This is a genomic window from Streptomyces sp. NBC_01352, assembly GCF_036237295.1.
In the GTDB taxonomy this organism is placed as follows: Bacteria; Actinomycetota; Actinomycetes; order Streptomycetales; family Streptomycetaceae; genus Streptomyces; species Streptomyces plumbiresistens.
In genome coordinates, this window is record NZ_CP108354.1 from 5,370,634 (window position 1) to 5,386,733 (window position 16,100).

General features: G+C 70.4%; 19 protein-coding genes. 10 read left to right on the top strand and 9 right to left on the bottom strand.

Annotated features, from left to right (window positions below; all coding sequences use genetic code 11):
- Positions 1-138: 138 nt before the first annotated feature.
- The 5 genes from OG252_RS24875 to OG252_RS24895 all read left to right on the top strand — a co-directional run bounded on the left by OG252_RS24875 (position 139) and on the right by OG252_RS24895 (position 3,605).
- Positions 139-495 (top strand): PRC-barrel domain-containing protein, encoded by a 357-nt coding sequence (locus tag OG252_RS24875; protein ID WP_266436372.1) that lies wholly within the window; start codon positions 139-141, stop codon positions 493-495.
- A gap of 34 nt (positions 496-529) precedes the next feature.
- Complete coding sequence (locus OG252_RS24880; protein WP_329338814.1) at positions 530-700, top strand: hypothetical protein; 171 nt, start codon at positions 530-532, stop codon at positions 698-700.
- Positions 701-932: 232 nt separating this feature from the next.
- The gene (locus tag OG252_RS24885; RefSeq protein WP_030210008.1) at positions 933-1,136 is read left to right on the top strand and encodes a cold-shock protein; all 204 of its coding nucleotides are present in this window, start codon (positions 933-935) and stop codon (positions 1,134-1,136) included.
- Between the two features lie 238 nt (positions 1,137-1,374).
- Complete coding sequence (locus OG252_RS24890; protein ID WP_329338816.1) at positions 1,375-3,000, top strand: DEAD/DEAH box helicase; 1,626 nt, start codon at positions 1,375-1,377, stop codon at positions 2,998-3,000.
- A gap of 284 nt (positions 3,001-3,284) precedes the next feature.
- Entirely contained in the window at positions 3,285-3,605 is a 321-nt protein-coding gene (locus OG252_RS24895) for an SCO5918 family protein (protein WP_266436378.1), read from the top strand.
- A 108-nt stretch (positions 3,606-3,713) separates the two neighbouring features.
- On the opposite strand, the gene OG252_RS24900 is transcribed toward OG252_RS24895, so the two are convergent.
- Positions 3,714-4,088, bottom strand: a complete 375-nt coding sequence (locus OG252_RS24900) for a hypothetical protein (RefSeq protein ID WP_266436380.1) — start codon at positions 4,086-4,088, stop codon at positions 3,714-3,716.
- 402 nt (positions 4,089-4,490) lie between these two features.
- Between OG252_RS24900 and OG252_RS24905 the strand changes: the two genes are divergently transcribed.
- Positions 4,491-4,847: a MerR family transcriptional regulator gene (locus OG252_RS24905; RefSeq protein ID WP_266436381.1), complete on the top strand. Its 357-nt coding sequence runs from the start codon at positions 4,491-4,493 to the stop codon at positions 4,845-4,847.
- Positions 4,848-4,869: 22 nt separating this feature from the next.
- Here the strand turns inward: OG252_RS24905 and OG252_RS24910 are convergent, their stop codons facing one another.
- The 5 genes from OG252_RS24910 to OG252_RS24930 form a co-directional block, all read right to left on the bottom strand.
- Positions 4,870-5,481: a phosphoribosylanthranilate isomerase gene (locus tag OG252_RS24910; protein ID WP_266436382.1), complete on the bottom strand. Its 612-nt coding sequence runs from the start codon at positions 5,479-5,481 to the stop codon at positions 4,870-4,872.
- A gap of 78 nt (positions 5,482-5,559) precedes the next feature.
- Positions 5,560-6,159, bottom strand: a complete 600-nt coding sequence (locus tag OG252_RS24915; RefSeq protein WP_329338820.1) for a TIGR03086 family metal-binding protein — start codon at positions 6,157-6,159, stop codon at positions 5,560-5,562.
- A gap of 68 nt (positions 6,160-6,227) precedes the next feature.
- Positions 6,228-6,575 carry an SCO5918 family protein gene (locus OG252_RS24920; protein ID WP_329338822.1) on the bottom strand — a complete coding sequence of 116 codons (348 nt, stop codon included), beginning with the start codon at positions 6,573-6,575 and terminating at the stop codon, positions 6,228-6,230.
- 134 nt (positions 6,576-6,709) lie between these two features.
- A complete protein-coding gene (locus OG252_RS24925) occupies positions 6,710-6,913 on the bottom strand; it encodes a cold-shock protein (protein ID WP_010986199.1) in 204 nt (67 codons plus the stop codon).
- A 285-nt stretch (positions 6,914-7,198) separates the two neighbouring features.
- Positions 7,199-7,531: a MerR family transcriptional regulator gene (locus OG252_RS24930; protein ID WP_266436385.1), complete on the bottom strand. Its 333-nt coding sequence runs from the start codon at positions 7,529-7,531 to the stop codon at positions 7,199-7,201.
- Positions 7,532-7,790: 259 nt separating this feature from the next.
- On the opposite strand from OG252_RS24930, the gene OG252_RS24935 reads away from it, so the two are divergent.
- Both OG252_RS24935 and OG252_RS24940 read left to right on the top strand, forming a co-directional pair.
- On the top strand, positions 7,791-8,072 hold the full coding sequence (locus OG252_RS24935; RefSeq protein WP_266448273.1) for a hypothetical protein: 282 nt from the start codon (positions 7,791-7,793) through the stop codon (positions 8,070-8,072).
- Positions 8,073-8,213: 141 nt separating this feature from the next.
- A complete protein-coding gene (locus OG252_RS24940) occupies positions 8,214-9,656 on the top strand; it encodes a DUF2079 domain-containing protein (protein ID WP_443068427.1) in 1,443 nt (480 codons plus the stop codon).
- Between the two features lie 27 nt (positions 9,657-9,683).
- Here the strand turns inward: OG252_RS24940 and OG252_RS24945 are convergent, their stop codons facing one another.
- Together OG252_RS24945 and OG252_RS24950 are read right to left on the bottom strand one after the other, a co-directional pair.
- The gene (locus OG252_RS24945; protein WP_329338824.1) at positions 9,684-11,333 is read right to left on the bottom strand and encodes a lysyl oxidase family protein; all 1,650 of its coding nucleotides are present in this window, start codon (positions 11,331-11,333) and stop codon (positions 9,684-9,686) included.
- A gap of 147 nt (positions 11,334-11,480) precedes the next feature.
- Entirely contained in the window at positions 11,481-13,820 is a 2,340-nt protein-coding gene (locus OG252_RS24950; protein ID WP_329338826.1) for an MFS transporter, read from the bottom strand.
- A 316-nt stretch (positions 13,821-14,136) separates the two neighbouring features.
- Between OG252_RS24950 and OG252_RS24955 the strand changes: the two genes are divergently transcribed.
- The gene (locus OG252_RS24955; protein WP_329338828.1) at positions 14,137-14,427 is read left to right on the top strand and encodes a hypothetical protein; all 291 of its coding nucleotides are present in this window, start codon (positions 14,137-14,139) and stop codon (positions 14,425-14,427) included.
- A 58-nt stretch (positions 14,428-14,485) separates the two neighbouring features.
- On the opposite strand, the gene OG252_RS24960 is transcribed toward OG252_RS24955, so the two are convergent.
- Positions 14,486-15,244 (bottom strand): dienelactone hydrolase family protein, encoded by a 759-nt coding sequence (locus tag OG252_RS24960; protein ID WP_266436389.1) that lies wholly within the window; start codon positions 15,242-15,244, stop codon positions 14,486-14,488.
- 161 nt (positions 15,245-15,405) lie between these two features.
- Between OG252_RS24960 and OG252_RS24965 the strand changes: the two genes are divergently transcribed.
- On the top strand, positions 15,406-16,044 hold the full coding sequence (locus OG252_RS24965; RefSeq protein WP_329338831.1) for an acyl-CoA-like ligand-binding transcription factor: 639 nt from the start codon (positions 15,406-15,408) through the stop codon (positions 16,042-16,044).
- Positions 16,045-16,100 lie beyond the last annotated feature (56 nt).

Sequence of the window (16,100 nt, forward strand, 5' to 3'; positions counted from 1 at the left end):
CAGCGGACAGCCCCCGGGCCACAAGCCCGGGGGCTGTCCGCTGCCCGGAACCACGACCACAACGGCCGGGTACGCCCTGGTGCCGGAGGGTACTTCCGGTCATACGATGACAAGTGGGCCAGATCACAGGGAGCAGGCATGATTCGTGCAGCCGACATCCGCGAGTGGCGCAACCACGACGTGGTCGATCCGAAGGGCCACAGGATCGGCATGCTCGAGTCGATCTACGTCGACACGACCACGGACGAACCGGCCGTGGCCACCGTCCGCACCGGTCTGCCCTCCCGCCGGCGACTGGTCTTCGTACCGCTCGACGAGGCCGTCCTCGGGCCCGACTACGTCAAGGTCTCCCACCCGCGCGGGGAGGTACGGAAGGCCCCTTCCATCGGCACGGACGACGTCCTGCCCGCCGAGCGGGAGGAAGAGATCTTCCAGCACTACGGCATGACGTACCGGCCGGGTGCCAACGGCGAACGCCAACTCGCGCGCCGGTGACCCCCGCCCGCGGCACCAGGAGGTGTTCGAGTTGATGGTGGCCTTTCTGCTGCTCCTCCTGGTGGCCGTCACGCTGGGCATCATCGGCGCGACGGCGGACGGTCTGGGCTACCTGCTGGCCATCGGCATCGTGCTGTTCCTGGCCGATGTGGCCTTCATCACCGTACGAGGCGCCCGGCGCCTCCGTCGGCGGCCCATCCGCTGAAAACCGAGCAATATCTGTGACCGTGAAGTGAGAAATCGGCGCGAGGCGCGATGAGTATTCCCCGGTCGACAGACTGAGCGAAATCATGGACCGTGCGCGGCCGATCGCGCCATGCTACTGTCGATCTCAGTTGCAGGTGTGGTTGCCAGAAGGTTTTTCCGACGGGCTGATCATCACGGCGACCGGAGTGCGCACACGGCGAACTCCGAACACCGTCCCAAAGGAGAACAATATGGCTACCGGCACCGTGAAGTGGTTCAACTCGGAAAAGGGCTTCGGCTTCATCGAGCAGGACGGCGGCGGCCCCGACGTCTTCGCCCACTACTCGAACATCGCCGCCCAGGGCTTCCGGGAGCTGCAGGAGGGTCAGAAGGTGTCCTTCGACATCGCGCAGGGCCAGAAGGGCCCGACGGCCGAGAACATCGTCCCCGCCTGACGCTGAATCAGACGCTGACTTCGCAGCTGGGGCCCGCACCTTGGGGTGCGGGCCCCAGCTCGCTGCGTTCCAGGGCGCACCACAGAAATATTGCGCCCGAAACCGGATATCGAATTCCCGATATCCAGTGCTCGACCATATCGGTTGGAATTCACATTCGGCCCGTTCTTGCAATTCTCTGCGCTGCTCATCTGCTGCGGGAATTCCTTGGTACGTGCCGCATCAAGGAAGGTTCCGTATGAACCGCGCCTACACGCGCACTCGCACCAACGACCGCTTCTCCCGTACCCGCACCGGAGGCGCTGCCTCTGGCTCGGCCTCGGGCTCGAGCTACTCCAAGAAGCGCGGCAATCCCGGCCGCGGCGGCCGACAGGCCGCACCTCAGGGCGAGTTCGCCCTGCCGAAGACCATCACACCCGCTCTGCCCGCCGTCGAGGCGTTCGCCGAACTCGACCTGCCGGAGCGGATGTTGGCCGCACTGGGCCACGAGGGCGTGACCGTTCCGTTCCCGATCCAGGCGGCGACCCTGCCGAACTCCCTCGCAGGCCGTGACGTACTCGGCCGCGGGCGCACCGGTTCCGGCAAGACCCTCGCCTTCGGCCTGGCCCTGCTGGCCCGTACCGCGGGTCGCGTCGCCGAGCCCCGGCAGCCGCTGGCCCTGGTGCTCGTGCCCACCCGCGAGCTCGCCCAGCAGGTCACCGACGCGCTCACCCCGTACGCCCGCGCCGTGAAGCTGCGGCTGACCACCGTCGTCGGCGGCATGTCGATCGGCCGGCAGGCCGGTGCGCTGCGCGGCGGGGCCGAGGTCGTCGTCGCGACGCCGGGTCGGCTCAAGGACCTCATCGACCGGGGCGACTGCCGGCTCGACCGCGTCGACATCACCGTCCTCGACGAGGCCGACCAGATGACGGACATGGGCTTCATGCCCCAGGTCACCGCGCTGCTCGACCAGGTGCGTCCCGACGGCCAGCGGATGCTGTTCTCGGCCACCCTGGACCGCAACGTGGACCTGCTGGTCCGCCGCTACCTGACCGACCCGGTGGTGCACTCCGTCGACCCGTCCCAGGGCGCCGTCACCACGATGGAGCACCACGTGCTCCACGTGCACGGCACGGACAAGCAGCAGACGACCACCGAGATCGCGGCGCGCGACGGCCGGGTGATCATGTTCCTGGACACCAAGCACGCGGTGGACCGCCTGACCAAGCACCTCCTGAACAGCGGCGTCCGCGCCGGGGCCCTGCACGGCGGCAAGTCCCAGCCGCAGCGCACCCGGACGCTGGCCCAGTTCAAGGACGGGCATGTGACGGTGCTGGTGGCGACCAACGTCGCGGCCCGCGGCATCCACGTCGACAACCTCGACCTGGTCGTGAACGTGGACCCGCCCACCGACCCCAAGGACTACCTGCACCGCGGCGGCCGCACCGCCCGGGCCGGCGAGTCCGGCAGCGTCGTCACCCTGGTGACGCCCGACCAGCGCCGCGACATGACCCGGCTGATGATCTCGGCCGGCATCACCGCGACGGTGACCCCGGTGCGTTCCGGCGAGGAGGAGCTGACCCGCATCACGGGCGCCCAGGCCCCGTCCGGCGTCCCGGTGGTCATCACCGCGCCGGTCGTCGAGCGTCCCCGCCGCGCCGCGTCCTCCTCGTCCCGCGGTCGCCGCGGCCGTGGCGGCCAGGCCGGACAGGGCGGTCAGGGTGGCCAGGCCGGTCAGAGCCGCGGTGGCCAGAGCGGCCAGAGCCGCGGCGGTCAGGGCGGTCAGAGCCGTGGCGGTCAGAGCGGACAGGCCCGGAGCACGAGCGAGGCCGGGCGCCGCGCGCCGGCGGCGCGCCGAAGGTCTTCCTTCGACTCGGCGGCGTAACGCTTTCGGGGAGGGGGAGCCCAACCGGCTCCCCCTCCCTTCTGTCGTGTCCGCCATGACCGCCGGCTCGCCAAAGGCACTCTTTGACATCGGTTCAGATGCGGCGGCACTCGGCAGATCCGGTCCCGGCTACTGTGGTGGGGGACGACGAGAGCACCGGCTCGATCACCCGGTCCCAGCTCGCCGGCCCCCGGGACAGCTCCGCGTACACGGACCGAATGCGACTGCGGGACATCCTCGGCGGACACTCGGTCAGGCCGTTCCCCTTCTCTTTGTGAGGCATCATGCGCTGTGTCATCGCCCGCTACCCGTTCGACCTCACCAAGAACGGGGTGCTGGACTCGATGAAGGGCATCAAGCCCGAACTCGTCACGGGTGAGTCCGTGACCATCGGCCGCCGCCGCTACCCCGTCAAGCAGGTGGGGGAGGTCCTCACCCGACAGGACCGCCGCGACTTCACCGCCGGTGAGGTCACCCGCGCGATGACCCGCCTCGGCTTCACCTGCCACGAGCACCCCGAGGTCGTGCCGGCGCCCGCGCCGGTCCTCAGCCCGCTCCAGACCGCTTCGGCGCTGCTCGGCAGCCCCGAGCCCCAGGAAGTCTGAGGACGGGCGTAAAGCCCGCCTCATCGCAGCCCCAGTGAGGGCCCTGCCGACGCGCGTCGGCAGGGCCCTCACTGCTGTGCTCAGTGGTCTGTTCTCAGTGGTCTGTTCTCAGTGGTCGGAGTAGCTGAAGTCGCCCACGGTCCAGGCGCTGACGTCCTTGATCGCGACGCGGTACATCCCGCCCGTTTCGGGGATCCCGACGGTTCCCTGCAGGATCCGGGCCAGATGGAAGTGCAGATGCGTGGGCGCTGCGCCGGGTTCGGGCTTGTCCTCCGCCCGGCCGGCGGTGAAGACGTCGGAGAACGGGCCGAGGTGGTTGGAGTCCTTCAGAACCTCCGACACCCGCTCCCGCCACACGGCTTCGGGAGCCAGTCGGCCGGTGATGACGGCACCTCCGACGACCACGGTCAGCGACATCTGATTGCTCTGCTCGGACTCCACCATGGCGGAGATGGACATGAGCAGCTCGTCAGGGTTCGGCATGAGAGCCGAGTCTATGCGGCGGACGGCCGGGGATGTGCGGAGGGCAAAATTCCTGGCCCTCCAGGCGAGTGAAATCTACCCTTGCCACGGTAGACATTGCCCTTCGTGGTGGGTAACGTTTCTGTCGTAGACGAGATCCAAGGACGGAACGGACGGAGGAGCAGACGCCATCAGGATCGCCCGGACCGAGAACGTTCGGCCCGGGTACCGCAAGACCCCGGATTGGAAGGTGGTCCCCGGTCACGCAGCCGCGATCCCCGCACCCCCGCCCCTTCACCGGGCCGGGTGACGGACGAAACGGGTCGGCAGAGCAGTAGAGCCGACAGATGGTGTTCAATTTCCTTCGGGGCCCTGGTGCCGTACGGCACCGGGGCCCCTCGACGCGTTGGTCAACGAGGTGACATGACAGCAGATACTCCGCTCAGCGATCGTCTGGACGACGACGACTTCCCCGCGTACACGATGGGCCGGGCCGCCGCGATGCTCGGCACCACGCCGGGCTTCCTGCGGGCCATCGGTGAGGCCCGGCTGATCACTCCGCTCCGCTCGGAGGGCGGACACCGCAGGTACTCCCGCTACCAGCTGCGGATCGCCGCCCGCGCCCGCGAGCTCGTCGACCGGGGCACCCCGATCGAGGCCGCCTGCCGCATCGTCATCCTCGAGGACCAGCTCGAGGAGGCCCAGCGCATCAACGCCGAGTACCGCCGGGCCGCGAGCGAGGCGTCCGGCAGCTCCGGTTCCGCTTCCGGCTCCGGCTGAGCGGCGTCAGAGCTGAGCGGCGTCAGGATCGTGCACGCGCTGCCTTGACGAACGCCGTGATCAGAGCGGGGTCCTTGACCCCGCGGCTCTGCTCCACACCACTGGACACGTCGACGCCCCACGGCTGCGCGGCCTCGATGGCGTCCCGCACGTTGTCCGGGCTGAGGCCACCGGCGAGCAGCCACTTCTCCCCGGATCCGGCCGGCGGCCTGGTGGACCAGTCCCACGTGACACCGGAGCCCGGCACGGGCGCGTCCAGCAGCAGCATGTCCTCGCCCATGTCCCCGAAGCGCGGCACCTGATCGCCGAACCCCGCGGCCCGGATCAGCGTCCACCCGCCCGACGCCAGGTCGTCGTAATAGGCGCGGTCCTCCGGCCCGTGCAGCTGTACGGCCCGGATCCCCGCGTCGGTGGCCACGGACCGCACCTCGTGCAGGGGTTCGTCGCGGAAGACGCCGACCGTGAGCACGCTCTCCGGTACGCGACGGCACAGCCGTGCGGCCGTGGCGGCGTCGATCCGGCGCGGACTGGCCGAGAACACGAACCCGATGGCGTCGGCGCCCGCCTCGACCGCCGTGTCGACGTCCCTCTCGGTCTTCAGACCACAGATCTTGACGAACAGGGAGTTGCTCACGCTGGGGCTCCAGTGGGGCGTACGACGAAACGCGGGTGAGACCACGTTACCGGCGTGGCCGCCCCGGCCGGCCCGCGATCAGGCTCCGGGCTGCCACCCGGGGTCGCGGCCCGCCAGGCCCAGGGCGCGGTCGAACAGCGGGGCGGTCGCGGGCACGGGGACCTCGGGACCGAAGGCGCCGTACCGTCTGGCCATCTCGGCCCTGCCGGAGACGTCCTCGTACAGCGCCGCGGCGAGTTCGTCGTCCACGCCCGGTTTCCGGCCGGTGGCCACGGCCAGGTCCCAGCCGTGCAGCAGCCAGTCGCACAGCAGGATGCCGCCGACGAAGGGGGCCGGCATCCGGCCGCCGCCGGTCAGGCCCGTCTCACCGTCCCAGGCCCGCGGATCGCTCCAGACGGCGGCGGTCCGGGCCGAACGGACGGCGTACGCCTCGGCCCAGTCCGGCTCCGCGGTGAAGTCGTGCCCCTCCGCGACCTCGTCCGACGGCGGCTGCTTCAGTCCGGCGGTGTGACCACGTACGGCGGTCCAGAAGATCAGGTGGTTCACCAGGGTGCGCACAGTCCATTCCGCGCACGGGGTGGGCCGTTCCAAGTCGTCGGGTCCGATCCCCCGTACGACGTCCACGGCGGCTGCGGAGGCCTGGGGCATCAGAGGTGCCCTCACAGGTGCCAGTTCCATGTCCGCCATGCTGGCAGGGAGACGGCGACGCGTATTGAAGAAACGCGACAGCCGGGAACCGGCCGGTGTCAGCCGCCGATTCCGCCGAAGGGGTCCGGCGTCGAGCCGGAGGCGAGCGGTGACTGGGGCTGCGGCTGCGATTCCGATTGCGCCGGTGCCGGTGCCGGTGACTGCGCCTGAGGAGGCGTCGCGTGACAGGTGAAGCCGAGGCGGACCAGTGCACGGGTCACTTCGGCGGCGGTGAAGTCGCGGCGGTCCTGGCGGGTGATCACCTCGCCGACCTGCTTGACCGGGAACACCTTGCGCCCGATGACCACGCAGGCCCCGGTGACTTCCTCCGGTCGGATGCCGGCCATCTTCGACTCCACCTCGGACTTGACGAGGTCGAAGGGGAAACGGGCGATCACACAGCGCATGGGTGCCTCACCAAGGGTCGGGCGGAGCATGGCGGAAACGCGGGCTACGCGGGGAAGCGCGGGGACGGCGCGTGGCCGGTCCGGGAAAACGAACAGGGCCCGCACCCATGGTGCGGGCCCTGTCGTAGCGCTAGCTAGGCAGGAACGATGTTCTCCGCCTGCGGGCCCTTCTGGCCCTGAGTGACGTCGAACGTCACCTTCTGGCCTTCCTGGAGCTCGCGGAAGCCCTGGGTGGCGATGTTCGAGTAGTGAGCGAAGACGTCGGCGCCTCCGCCGTCCTGCTCGATGAAGCCGAAGCCCTTTTCAGCGTTGAACCACTTCACGGTACCGGTGGCCATGTCATATCTCCTGAGGCAGTGCTGGGGACCCGCACCTCGCGAATCTCCTCATCGCCGTGATGATCACCTGCCCGGAAAAACCGGCAGCAAAATGGCAACCACAACTGCAACTGATGTTGAGCTTAGCACGGAAAGAATTCGGCGCCAGGGCATGACTTCGGCGAGCCGACCTGCTGGAAATGCACTCGGGAGAGAGTCTCCGAGCCGTCCAAGAATCCTTTTCCCGGTACTGCTCGAATTTCTTCCACGGCCGCGCCAGGTTTCTCCTACGGCCGCATCAGATATTCACTCGGCGTCCTTGCGGGGTTGGCGCAGCTCCTCGTTGTGGCGCAGGGCCTCCTCCAGCTGGTCCTCCAGGGCGATGATGCGGATGGCGGCATCGATCGGGGTTCCCTGGTCGACCAGCTCACGGGCCCGGGCGGCCAGGCGCAGCTGGTGGCGCGAGTAGCGGCGGTGGCCGCCGTCCGACCGCTTCGGGGCGACCAGGTTCGCCTCGCCGAGGGCGCGGAGGAACCCGGGCGTGGCACCGATCAGCTCGGCGGCCCGGCCCATGGTGTACGCCGGGTAGTGGTCGTCGTCGAGCCGGTCGGCGGCCTGCGACTGGTCTTCCGAGGGCATGTACGCCTTCCCGCGGGCCGCCAGGGCGCGGCCCGCCCTATGGGGCGGTTTCCCCGTACGAGAACTCTAGTCGCCCGGGTGGAATCCCTGCTGCGGCGGACACAGATGTGCGACGGCCCGTCGGTCCCGACGAGCCCCGGCCGGCTCCCCCCGTACCCGTACGGGAACTCCTGGCCGGGCCATGACCCCTCCGGAGTACGGTGGACACGACCGGGGGCGCATGCGGCGGACCTGCGGCGAAAGAGGAACGGTGACCGACATGGGCTCGACGGCCGACCACCCGCCCGACGGCGACGAGCTCGCCGAGGTCCGCATCATCGCGGCGGACCCCGACGTCGCCCAGCGGGTCGCGCTGCTCCTGCGCCAGGTGTTCCACGCCGACGAGCCCCGCAGCTACCCCACGGGCCCCGACGGACACGGCACCCTCCTCCATCTGACGGTCGACACCAGCCGTGTCGCGGACGCGGCGCCCGATCCCTCGACCTGGCTGATCAGCAGCCGCTCCCAGGGCCGCCGCGCCCATACGGACGAGCCGGGCTGACCAAGGGCGACCAGGTGGACGGGAGGCATCGGGCGAGCCGTCCCTGGGCAGCAGCAGGACAGCCGCCCGCCGAAGCCGTCGGACCCCCGGAGGGCTCCGCACCCGTGTCAGCCGTTCCCTCCGGCTCGTAAGGACCGTCCCTTGCCGAACGCGCCCCGCGCCCTCCCTGTCCCGCCCCAGGGCATACGGATACCGACGCCGGTCACGCATCCCTCGCGTGACCGGCGCCCCCGTCCACCCGGCCACCGCGACCCGTATCTCCTCGCGGCCGTCCTCTTCGCCGCCTACGCCGCCCTGTCCGTCGCCCGCTTCCGGCACCTGGCGAGCCGCTCCTGGGACCTCGGCATCTTCGAGCAGGCGGTCCGCGCGTACGCCCATCTGCGGGCACCGGTCGTCGATCTCAAGGGACCGGGATTCAACGTCCTGGGCGACCACTTCAGCCCGATCACGGCGCTCCTCGCCCCCGCGTACCGCCTCTTCCCCTCCCCCGTCACCCTCCTCGTCGCCCAGGCCGCGCTCTTCGCCCTGTCCGCCGTACCGGTCACCCGCGCGGCCGTACGTCTCGTCGGCCGCCGCCGAGGACTCGCGCTCGGGATCGCGTACGGACTGTCCTGGGGCATCCAGCGTGCCGTCGACTTCGACTTCCACGAGGTGTGTTTCGCCGTACCGCTGATCGCGTTCAGCCTGGAGGCGCTGCTGGACCGGCGATGGCGGCGGGCCCTGTGGTGGGCGCTGCCGCTGGTGCTGGTGAAGGAGGACCTGGGCCTGACGGTGGCGGCGATCGCCCTGGTCGTGGCCCTGCGCGCCCGCCGGGTCTCCCCGCGCGCGGCCCGGTGGGCGCTCGCCGTGGCCGCCGCGGGCGTGGCCGCGACCGTGGTCACGCTGACCGTCGTCGTCCCGGCCTTCAACACGAGTGGCGGCTACGACTACTGGAGCAAGGTCGACAGCGGCTTCGCCCTCTTCGACGGCACCGGCACCAAGCTGCGTACGCTCGCCTGGCTGCTGATCCCCACCAGCGGCCTGCTGGCCCTGCGCTCCCCGCTGTCGGCGATCGCCCTGCCCACGCTCGGCTGGCGCTTCCTCTCCGGCGACGAGCACTACTGGGGCACCGCGTGGCACTACAGCGCGGTGCTGATGCCGGTCGTCGCCCTCGCCCTCGCCGACGCGCTCACCGCCGCCCGCTGCAGCCCGCGCCCCTGGCTGCGCTCGTACGCGAACCAGCTCCCCGCCGCCACGGCGGCCGCCGCCCTCGCGCTCACGACCACCCTCCCCCTGTCGGCGCTGAGCGAGGCCGAGGCCTACCGCACCCCCGCCCGCGTCACCGCCGTCGAGCGCATGCTGGACCGCATCCCGGACGGCGCCACCGTCGAGGCCAACATCGGCCCGATCAGCCGGCTGACCTCGCGCTGCCGCGTCTTCTGGACCGGCGGCACGGGGAACATCACGCCGGACTACATCGCCCTGGAGAACACCGACCGCTCGATCGACGACGTCGAGGAATACGTCCGCGGGCTGCACCCGCGCGCCTTCTACGAGATCGTCGGCGCCACGCGGGGGTACGTCGTCCTCCGCCACCGCACCTGACAGCGGAGGACGACGTTTCCGTGTCGCCTACGGCGCGTCGATCAGGTCGTGCGGCGGCACGGTCACCGTGCGGGCGCCCGGCTCACCCGCCAGGACGACCTTGCGCAGGGCGACGTTGTTGGCGGTGTTCGTCTCCTGGAGGCGGTTCTCCGGGTTGGCGATCACCTGGATGTAGTACGTGCCGTTCGGCAGGTCGGTGACGTCGAAGGACTGGCCGGGACGGTACTGGGTGTACGTGTCGCCGGAGCCGACGTCGAGGACCTCGCGTACGGAGATGGAGTTCTGCTCACCGCAGGCGGTGGACAGATCGGTGTTGTACGGCTTCCAGTTGGCGTTCTTCACCGTGTAGTCGACGGCGTCGGTGTTGGCCAGGCAGAACGCCTCCTTGCCGGAGCGCACCTCCTTCGTCTGGTCCTCGCTCAGCAGCCGGTAGCTGGCGAAGTCCGTGAAGTGCCAGTGCTCGTGGCCGGCGCGCGGGTCCCACTCCATGGTGCCGGTGGGCGTGTACCCGACCTGCTTGCCGTCGGCGTCGTAGAAGTACTGGTACGCGTCCATCAGGTCCTTGCCGGGGCTGCGGAACCCGTCCACGACGAGCGGCGCGGGACCGGCGTTCCACACGTTCGCGCTGAACGCGAGGTAGTCCTTGCCCGGTACGTCCCCGTCCTCGCCGTCGGTGATGGCGATGTCCCACGCCGGCAGCGACCGCAGGTCCGGCTTGGGCACGCTCGCCGGGACGCCGGCCCGGCCGGTGGGCCGCTTGGAGTTGGGGGTCAGCGCGGGCGCGATGCGGGAGCCGTCGGTGTGGCCGGTGCCGTCGCCCAGGTGGTGTGCCGTGCCGCGGTCTTCGAGGGCGTGGGAGAGGGCGGGGGGTGTGGGTGCGTCGGCGCCACGGGGGCCGTAGTGGTGGTTGTTGCCCTGCGAGGCGTGGGCGCCGTGGCTGTCACCGTGCTGGGCGGCGGTACTGAGCCCTTCTCCGCCCTCGCTCTCCTCCCGCACGGTCACCTTGATGGTCGGCTGGTCGTCGGGGATGTCGAACAGGTCGCGGTACTTCTTCGCGACCGACACCTTGGCCGTGTACTCGCCCGCCGGCAGGTCCACCGGCTTGTCGTAGTCGACCGTGCTGGAGTTGGACGCCCAGCCCTTCTCGACGCCCCACACCGAGCCGAGCGTGAACGGGTTGGTGGGGCAGCTCTCCGGATAGTGCGAGGTGGCGGGGGCGTCCGGGCGCAGCCGCCCGGAGGCGTTGTTCGGGCAGAAGGTCCCCTCGCTCGTCGCCACCTCCTTGCCGTCGGCGTCGGTGACCGACACGTTCAGGAAGCCCCGCAGCCCGGAGAAGTCCTTCACCAGCCCGGCGGGCAGGGTCTTGGTCCGCGTGCTCGTCCCGTCCCGGAGGATCTGGCGGGCGACGACCGGGTCCTTGTACGACTTCCGGGTCACCTTGAACTCCAGCGGCGCGTCGTCGACGGTGACGTACGTGCCGAGGTCGAGATAGACGCCGGAGTCCCACTCGTAGCGGTCGAGCGTGACGGAGTTCGACGCGGCGATCAGCTTCAGCTTCGGCTTGCCGGGGGTCGCCGCGGCCGTCTCGGCTCCGGCGCCGGGGGCCACCGCCGCCGCGGTGACGACGACGGTGAGCGCGGCTCCGGCGGCGAGTGCGGAACGTCTTAAGTGAGTCATCGGCTCTTGTCTCCCAGGTGTGCTCGGTGTTCTTGACGTGCTCGATGTGCTTGATCAAGTTGTGAGCACCCTGTGAGAGTTGTGGGAGCCGTGCCGGGGTTGCCTGTTGAGGGCGAAAGGGACTCGGGTGGCGCGAAGTGACGTGAACTAGGCGTCCGAGTGGCCGAGTTCGATGTCGTGATCGTCGACTCCGCGGCCCTTGACGGTCAGTGCGGTCGCCGCGGGCGGATATCCGGTGGCGATGACGGTGTACTCGCCGACGGCCAGGTCGGTGAAGGTGTACGCCCCGTCGGTCCCGGTCGTGGCGGTGCCGACGACGTTGCCGGCCGCGTCGACCAGGGTGACGCGGGCGTCGGCCAGGGGGCCGTTCGGGGCTCGTACGACGCCCTGGAGGCGGGCGCCGGTATCGAGGTCGACCTCGACGCGGGTGACGCCGGTGCCGGCGATCTCGACGGCCAGCGCGCGGGGACGGTGGCCGTCCGCGTTGACGGCGAGGGTGACCGGGCCGGGGGTGAGCTCGGTGAAGGCGAACTCGCCCTGCTCCCCGGTGGTCCGGGTGGCCGGCAGATCCCCGCGCACGTCCGTGACGACGACCACCGCGTCCTTCACGGGCGTGCCCGTCCGCACGGCGCGGACGACGCCGGTCAGGCCGCTGGTGCCGGCGAGGAGGATGTCGTACGAGACGGGGTCGTCGTCGTGTATCGCGATGGTGGAGGCCTGCGGTTCGAAGCCGTCGGCGGAGGTGATGAGGACGTACGAGCCGGGACCGGGGGCGTGGAGGGCGTAGGAGCCGTCGGTCTGCGCGAGGGTGCGGGCCAGCTGCCGTCCGGTGCGGGAGACGAGGGTCACGGCGGCGTGGGGGACGGGGGCGGTCTCGGCGCCTCGGACGGAGCCGCGGACCGGAATGCCGGAGGGCTCTGCTTCCGTGCCGGTGGGTGTCGGTGCGGGTGGGGCCGTGGGCTGAAGGGTGGTCGCGGGTGCCGCGCCCTTTGTCGTCCTGAGCGGGGACTCCTTGATGAACAGGCAGAAGAGGAAGGCGACGAGGGCGAAGGGGGCGGCGTACAGGAAGATGTCGGCGATTCCATGGCCGTAGGAGCTCTCGACGACCCGGCGGAGGGGCCCGGGGAGGGTGGCGACGTCCGGGATGCTGTCGGAGGAGTCCGACGAGGCGAGCGCGGCCCGGTACCTGGCGTCGAGGCCGGTCATGCCGTCGGTGAGGTAGTGCGTGATGCGGTGGGCGAGGATCGCGCCGAGGGCCGAGGTGCCGAGGGTGCCGCCGAGGGAGCGGAAGAAGTTCACCGTGGAGCTGGCGGCGCCGAGGTCGGCGGTCTCGACCTGGTTCTGGGTGGCCAGGACCAGGTTCTGCATCATCATGCCGATGCCGAGTCCGAGCAGCGCCATGAAGATCGCGATGTGCCCGTACGTGGTGTCGTGGCGGATGGTCCCGAGAAGCCCGAGCCCGGCCGTCACGAACAGCCCACCGGCCAGCAGCCAGCCCTTCCACCGGCCGGTGCGGGTGATGATCCGGCCGGAGACCGTGGACGCGCCGGCGAGCCCGACGATCATCGGGATGGTCATCACGCCGGACATCGTGGGCGACTCGCCGCGGGCCAGCTGGAAGTACTGGCTGAAGTAGATGATCCCGACGTACATCGCGACGCCGACGAAGAGCGAGGCCAGGGCGGCGAGGGCGATGGTGCGGTTGCGGAAGAGGCGCAGGGGGATGATCGGCTGGCTCGCCCTGGTCTCCGTGAGGACGAAGGCGCCGAGGAGCACGGCCGTACCGCCGACCATCGTGTACGTCTGCCAGGACAGCCAGTCGTACTTGTCCCCGGCGAAGGTCACCCACAGGAGCAGCAGACACACCCCGGCGGTGATGAAGAAGGCACCGGCCCAGTCGACCTTCACCTCACGGCGGGTCAGGGGAAGGCGGAGGGTGCGCTGCAGCACGACCAGCGCGATCGCGGCGAAGGGCACCCCGATGTAGAAGATCCAGCGCCAGCCGAGCCAGCTGGTGTCGGTGATGACGCCGCCGATGAGGGGCCCGGCGACCATGGCGGTCGCGAAGGTGGCACCGAGGTAGCCGCTGTACCGGCCGCGCTCCCTGGGCGGGACCATCGCCGCGAGGATGATCTGCGCGAGTGAGGTCAGACCGCCCATGCCGATGCCCTGTACCGCTCGGCAGGCGATGAGCATCCCGGGGCTCTGGGAGAGTCCGGCGACCGCGGACGCGCAGACGAAAACGGCGAGCGCGAGCTGTACGAGCAGTTTCTTGGAGAAGAGGTCCGCCAGCTTGCCCCAGAGGGGGACCGACGCGGTCATCGTGAGCAGCGACGCCGTGACGACCCAGGTGTACGCGGACTGACCGCCGCCGAGGTCGGCGATGATGCGAGGGAGGGCGTTCGAGACGATCGTCGAGGAGAGGATCGCCACGAACATGCCGAGGAGGAGGCCGGTGAGGGCTTCCATGATCTGGCGGTGGGTCATGGGGGCGGCGGCTGCTTGGACTTCTGCTGCGGCCTCTGCTCCGGCGGCCCCTGGCCCCGGGCTCCCTCGGGTCGGCACTCCGGTCGGTATGGACGACGACGATGCCATGGGCGCCCTTCGCTTCCCGCGGTGCTCGTTGCGTAAGGCAAGCATGGTTTCAGATGGTTGCCGCAGGCAAGCGGCGGCGGCGCGTGGGGCCACAAAGACTCGGCAAAGGCAGAGATCACCGTGGTTCGGCGAGACAGGGTTCGACATTGCCGGGCCGCCGTGAGGTGATCCGCGGACCGTGATCCTTTGGGGGGATGTCGTGTCTTTCGTGGCCGTGACGCTCGCTGCCGCCGACTCGCCGGGTGAGCATCTGCAACTGGCGGCCTTCACGGCCGCGGCCGCGGTCGTCTTCATATGGATGGGGCGGAGGCAGCGCCGGACCGGGCGCGGTCTGATCGCCCCGAACGAGACGATGAGAACCGCCGATCGGCTGGTCTCGCCGCCGCCACCAAGCCGCGGCTACCGCACCGCGGGGTGCGCCTGGATCGGCTTCGGGAGCCTCTTCATCCTGCCCGCGGTGTTCAACGTCGTGGCCGCGATCCGAGGACTCATCGGCTGAGCAGGCGCCTGCTCAGCCGACATCGAAGGTGACGATCACCCGAGTCGGATGAACATCCCTACTGGAAGGTCCTGTTGAGCAGGTCCAGCAGCGCCTCCCAGTGGCGTTCCGTCGCCTCCGCGCCGTACATCGCCGTGTCCGCCTGCGTGAAGCCGTGGTGGGCGCCCTCGTAGGTCTCCGTGCGGTGGCGGACGCCGGCTTCTGTGAGGGCCTTCTCCAGGCGGTCGATCTGTTCGGCCGGGTTGGTGGAGTCCTGGTCGGCGTGGCCGAAGTACACCTCGGCCGTGATGTGTTCGGCGAGGAGGTGGGGACTGTTCGGGGCCTCGGTCGCCAGGTACGCGCCGTGGAAGCCGGCCGCCGCGGCGATGCGGTCGGGGTAGGTGCCGACCGTGCGCAGGGCGAGGCCCGCGCCCATGCAGTAGCCGGTGACGCCTGCCGGGCCGTCGGTGGTCAGGGCGGACGCGGACAGCCAGTCGAGGTAGACGGCGGCGTCCCGCATCGCCGCCTCGGGGGTGAGGGCCTCGGCGGCCGGGCGGAGGGCCTGGATGATCTCCGGGCGCTCGGCCGGGTTGATGAAGTCCGGGAGGTCCACGACGGGGGCGGGGCTGTAGCGGTAGAAGACGTTGGGGACCAGGACCGTGTAACCCGCCGCGGCCAGGCGGTCCGCCATCGACTTCAGGTGCGGGCGCAGGCCGAAGCCGTCCATGTAGAACAGGACGGCGGGGTGCGGGGCGCCGTCGTCGGGGTGGGCCAGGTAGGCGTCGGCGGTGCCGTCCGGGGTGGGTATGTCGACGAGCGAGCCGTGCACGGAGGTCATGGGGTGGCTTTCCATTCCTGCTCTGCAGTACGGCCCGCAGCAGGGCCGCCGCCGCATCGGGTCTGCGTGAGAAATAGTGCCGCATGTGACACCGAGTGTCACGCTAGCCATTGAGCGCCGACACTGCAAGCAAGGGTCGCCCACCGGGCTACCATCGCAGGGTGACTGGAGCAGGAGCACCTACGGGAACGAACACGCGCACCGGCACCCGTGGCATCGCCCGGGCCGCCGTACGGGCCGAACTCAGCCACGTCGCCTTCGAGTTGTTCCGTCGCGAGGGCTTCGACAAAGTGACCCTCGACGACCTGGCCACGGCCGCCGGGGTCTCCCGGAGCACCTTCCTGCGGTACTTCGGCACCAAGGAGGACGCCGTCCTCGCCGCCTTCGACGGGCAGGACCGGCGCGTCGCCGACGCCCTGCGCGCCCGCCCCGCCGACGAGGACGACTGGACGGCGCTGCGGCGGGCGCTGGACACGGTCATCGGGCGCTACCACGAGGACCCGGAGGGCGCGCTGGCGACGACCCGGCTGGTCCGGGAGACTCCGGCGCTGTGTGGCCGGCACCTGGAGAAGCAGCTCAGCTGGCGGCCCGCGCTGGCCGAGGCGCTGGCGGAGCGTGCGGGCACGCCGGAATCCGTGACCGTCGGGCAGACGGTGCGGGCGGGCGCCGCGCTCGGCTGCCTGAACGTCGCCCTCGACCACTGGACCGCCTCCGACGGCCGCCTCGACCTGGTCGCGCTGCTGGATGAGGCGTTCGCGGCACTGGCGCCGGGGTCGGAGTCGGCTCCGGAGCCTCGCTGAGCAAAATCATGTGACCCGGACCACACATCAGCGCCAATTCGGCGATAATCGGAACC

Excerpts from the sequence above, each read along its gene's own strand:
- OG252_RS24875 (WP_266436372.1), top strand. The coding sequence starts at position 139 with ATGATTCGTGCAGCCGACATCCGCGAGTGGCGCAACCACGACGTGGTC.
- OG252_RS24880 (WP_329338814.1), top strand. The coding sequence starts at position 530 with ATGGTGGCCTTTCTGCTGCTCCTCCTGGTGGCCGTCACGCTGGGCATC.
- OG252_RS24885 (WP_030210008.1), top strand. The coding sequence starts at position 933 with ATGGCTACCGGCACCGTGAAGTGGTTCAACTCGGAAAAGGGCTTCGGC.
- OG252_RS24890 (WP_329338816.1), top strand. The coding sequence starts at position 1,375 with ATGAACCGCGCCTACACGCGCACTCGCACCAACGACCGCTTCTCCCGT.
- OG252_RS24895 (WP_266436378.1), top strand. The coding sequence starts at position 3,285 with ATGCGCTGTGTCATCGCCCGCTACCCGTTCGACCTCACCAAGAACGGG.
- OG252_RS24900 (WP_266436380.1), bottom strand. The coding sequence starts at position 4,088 with ATGCCGAACCCTGACGAGCTGCTCATGTCCATCTCCGCCATGGTGGAG.
- OG252_RS24905 (WP_266436381.1), top strand. The coding sequence starts at position 4,491 with ATGACAGCAGATACTCCGCTCAGCGATCGTCTGGACGACGACGACTTC.
- OG252_RS24915 (WP_329338820.1), bottom strand. The coding sequence starts at position 6,159 with ATGGAACTGGCACCTGTGAGGGCACCTCTGATGCCCCAGGCCTCCGCA.
- OG252_RS24920 (WP_329338822.1), bottom strand. The coding sequence starts at position 6,575 with ATGCGCTGTGTGATCGCCCGTTTCCCCTTCGACCTCGTCAAGTCCGAG.
- OG252_RS24925 (WP_010986199.1), bottom strand. The coding sequence starts at position 6,913 with ATGGCCACCGGTACCGTGAAGTGGTTCAACGCTGAAAAGGGCTTCGGC.
- OG252_RS24930 (WP_266436385.1), bottom strand. The coding sequence starts at position 7,531 with ATGCCCTCGGAAGACCAGTCGCAGGCCGCCGACCGGCTCGACGACGAC.
- OG252_RS24935 (WP_266448273.1), top strand. The coding sequence starts at position 7,791 with ATGGGCTCGACGGCCGACCACCCGCCCGACGGCGACGAGCTCGCCGAG.
- OG252_RS24945 (WP_329338824.1), bottom strand. The coding sequence starts at position 11,333 with ATGACTCACTTAAGACGTTCCGCACTCGCCGCCGGAGCCGCGCTCACC.
- OG252_RS24950 (WP_329338826.1), bottom strand. The coding sequence starts at position 13,820 with ATGACCCACCGCCAGATCATGGAAGCCCTCACCGGCCTCCTCCTCGGC.
- OG252_RS24960 (WP_266436389.1), bottom strand. The coding sequence starts at position 15,244 with ATGACCTCCGTGCACGGCTCGCTCGTCGACATACCCACCCCGGACGGC.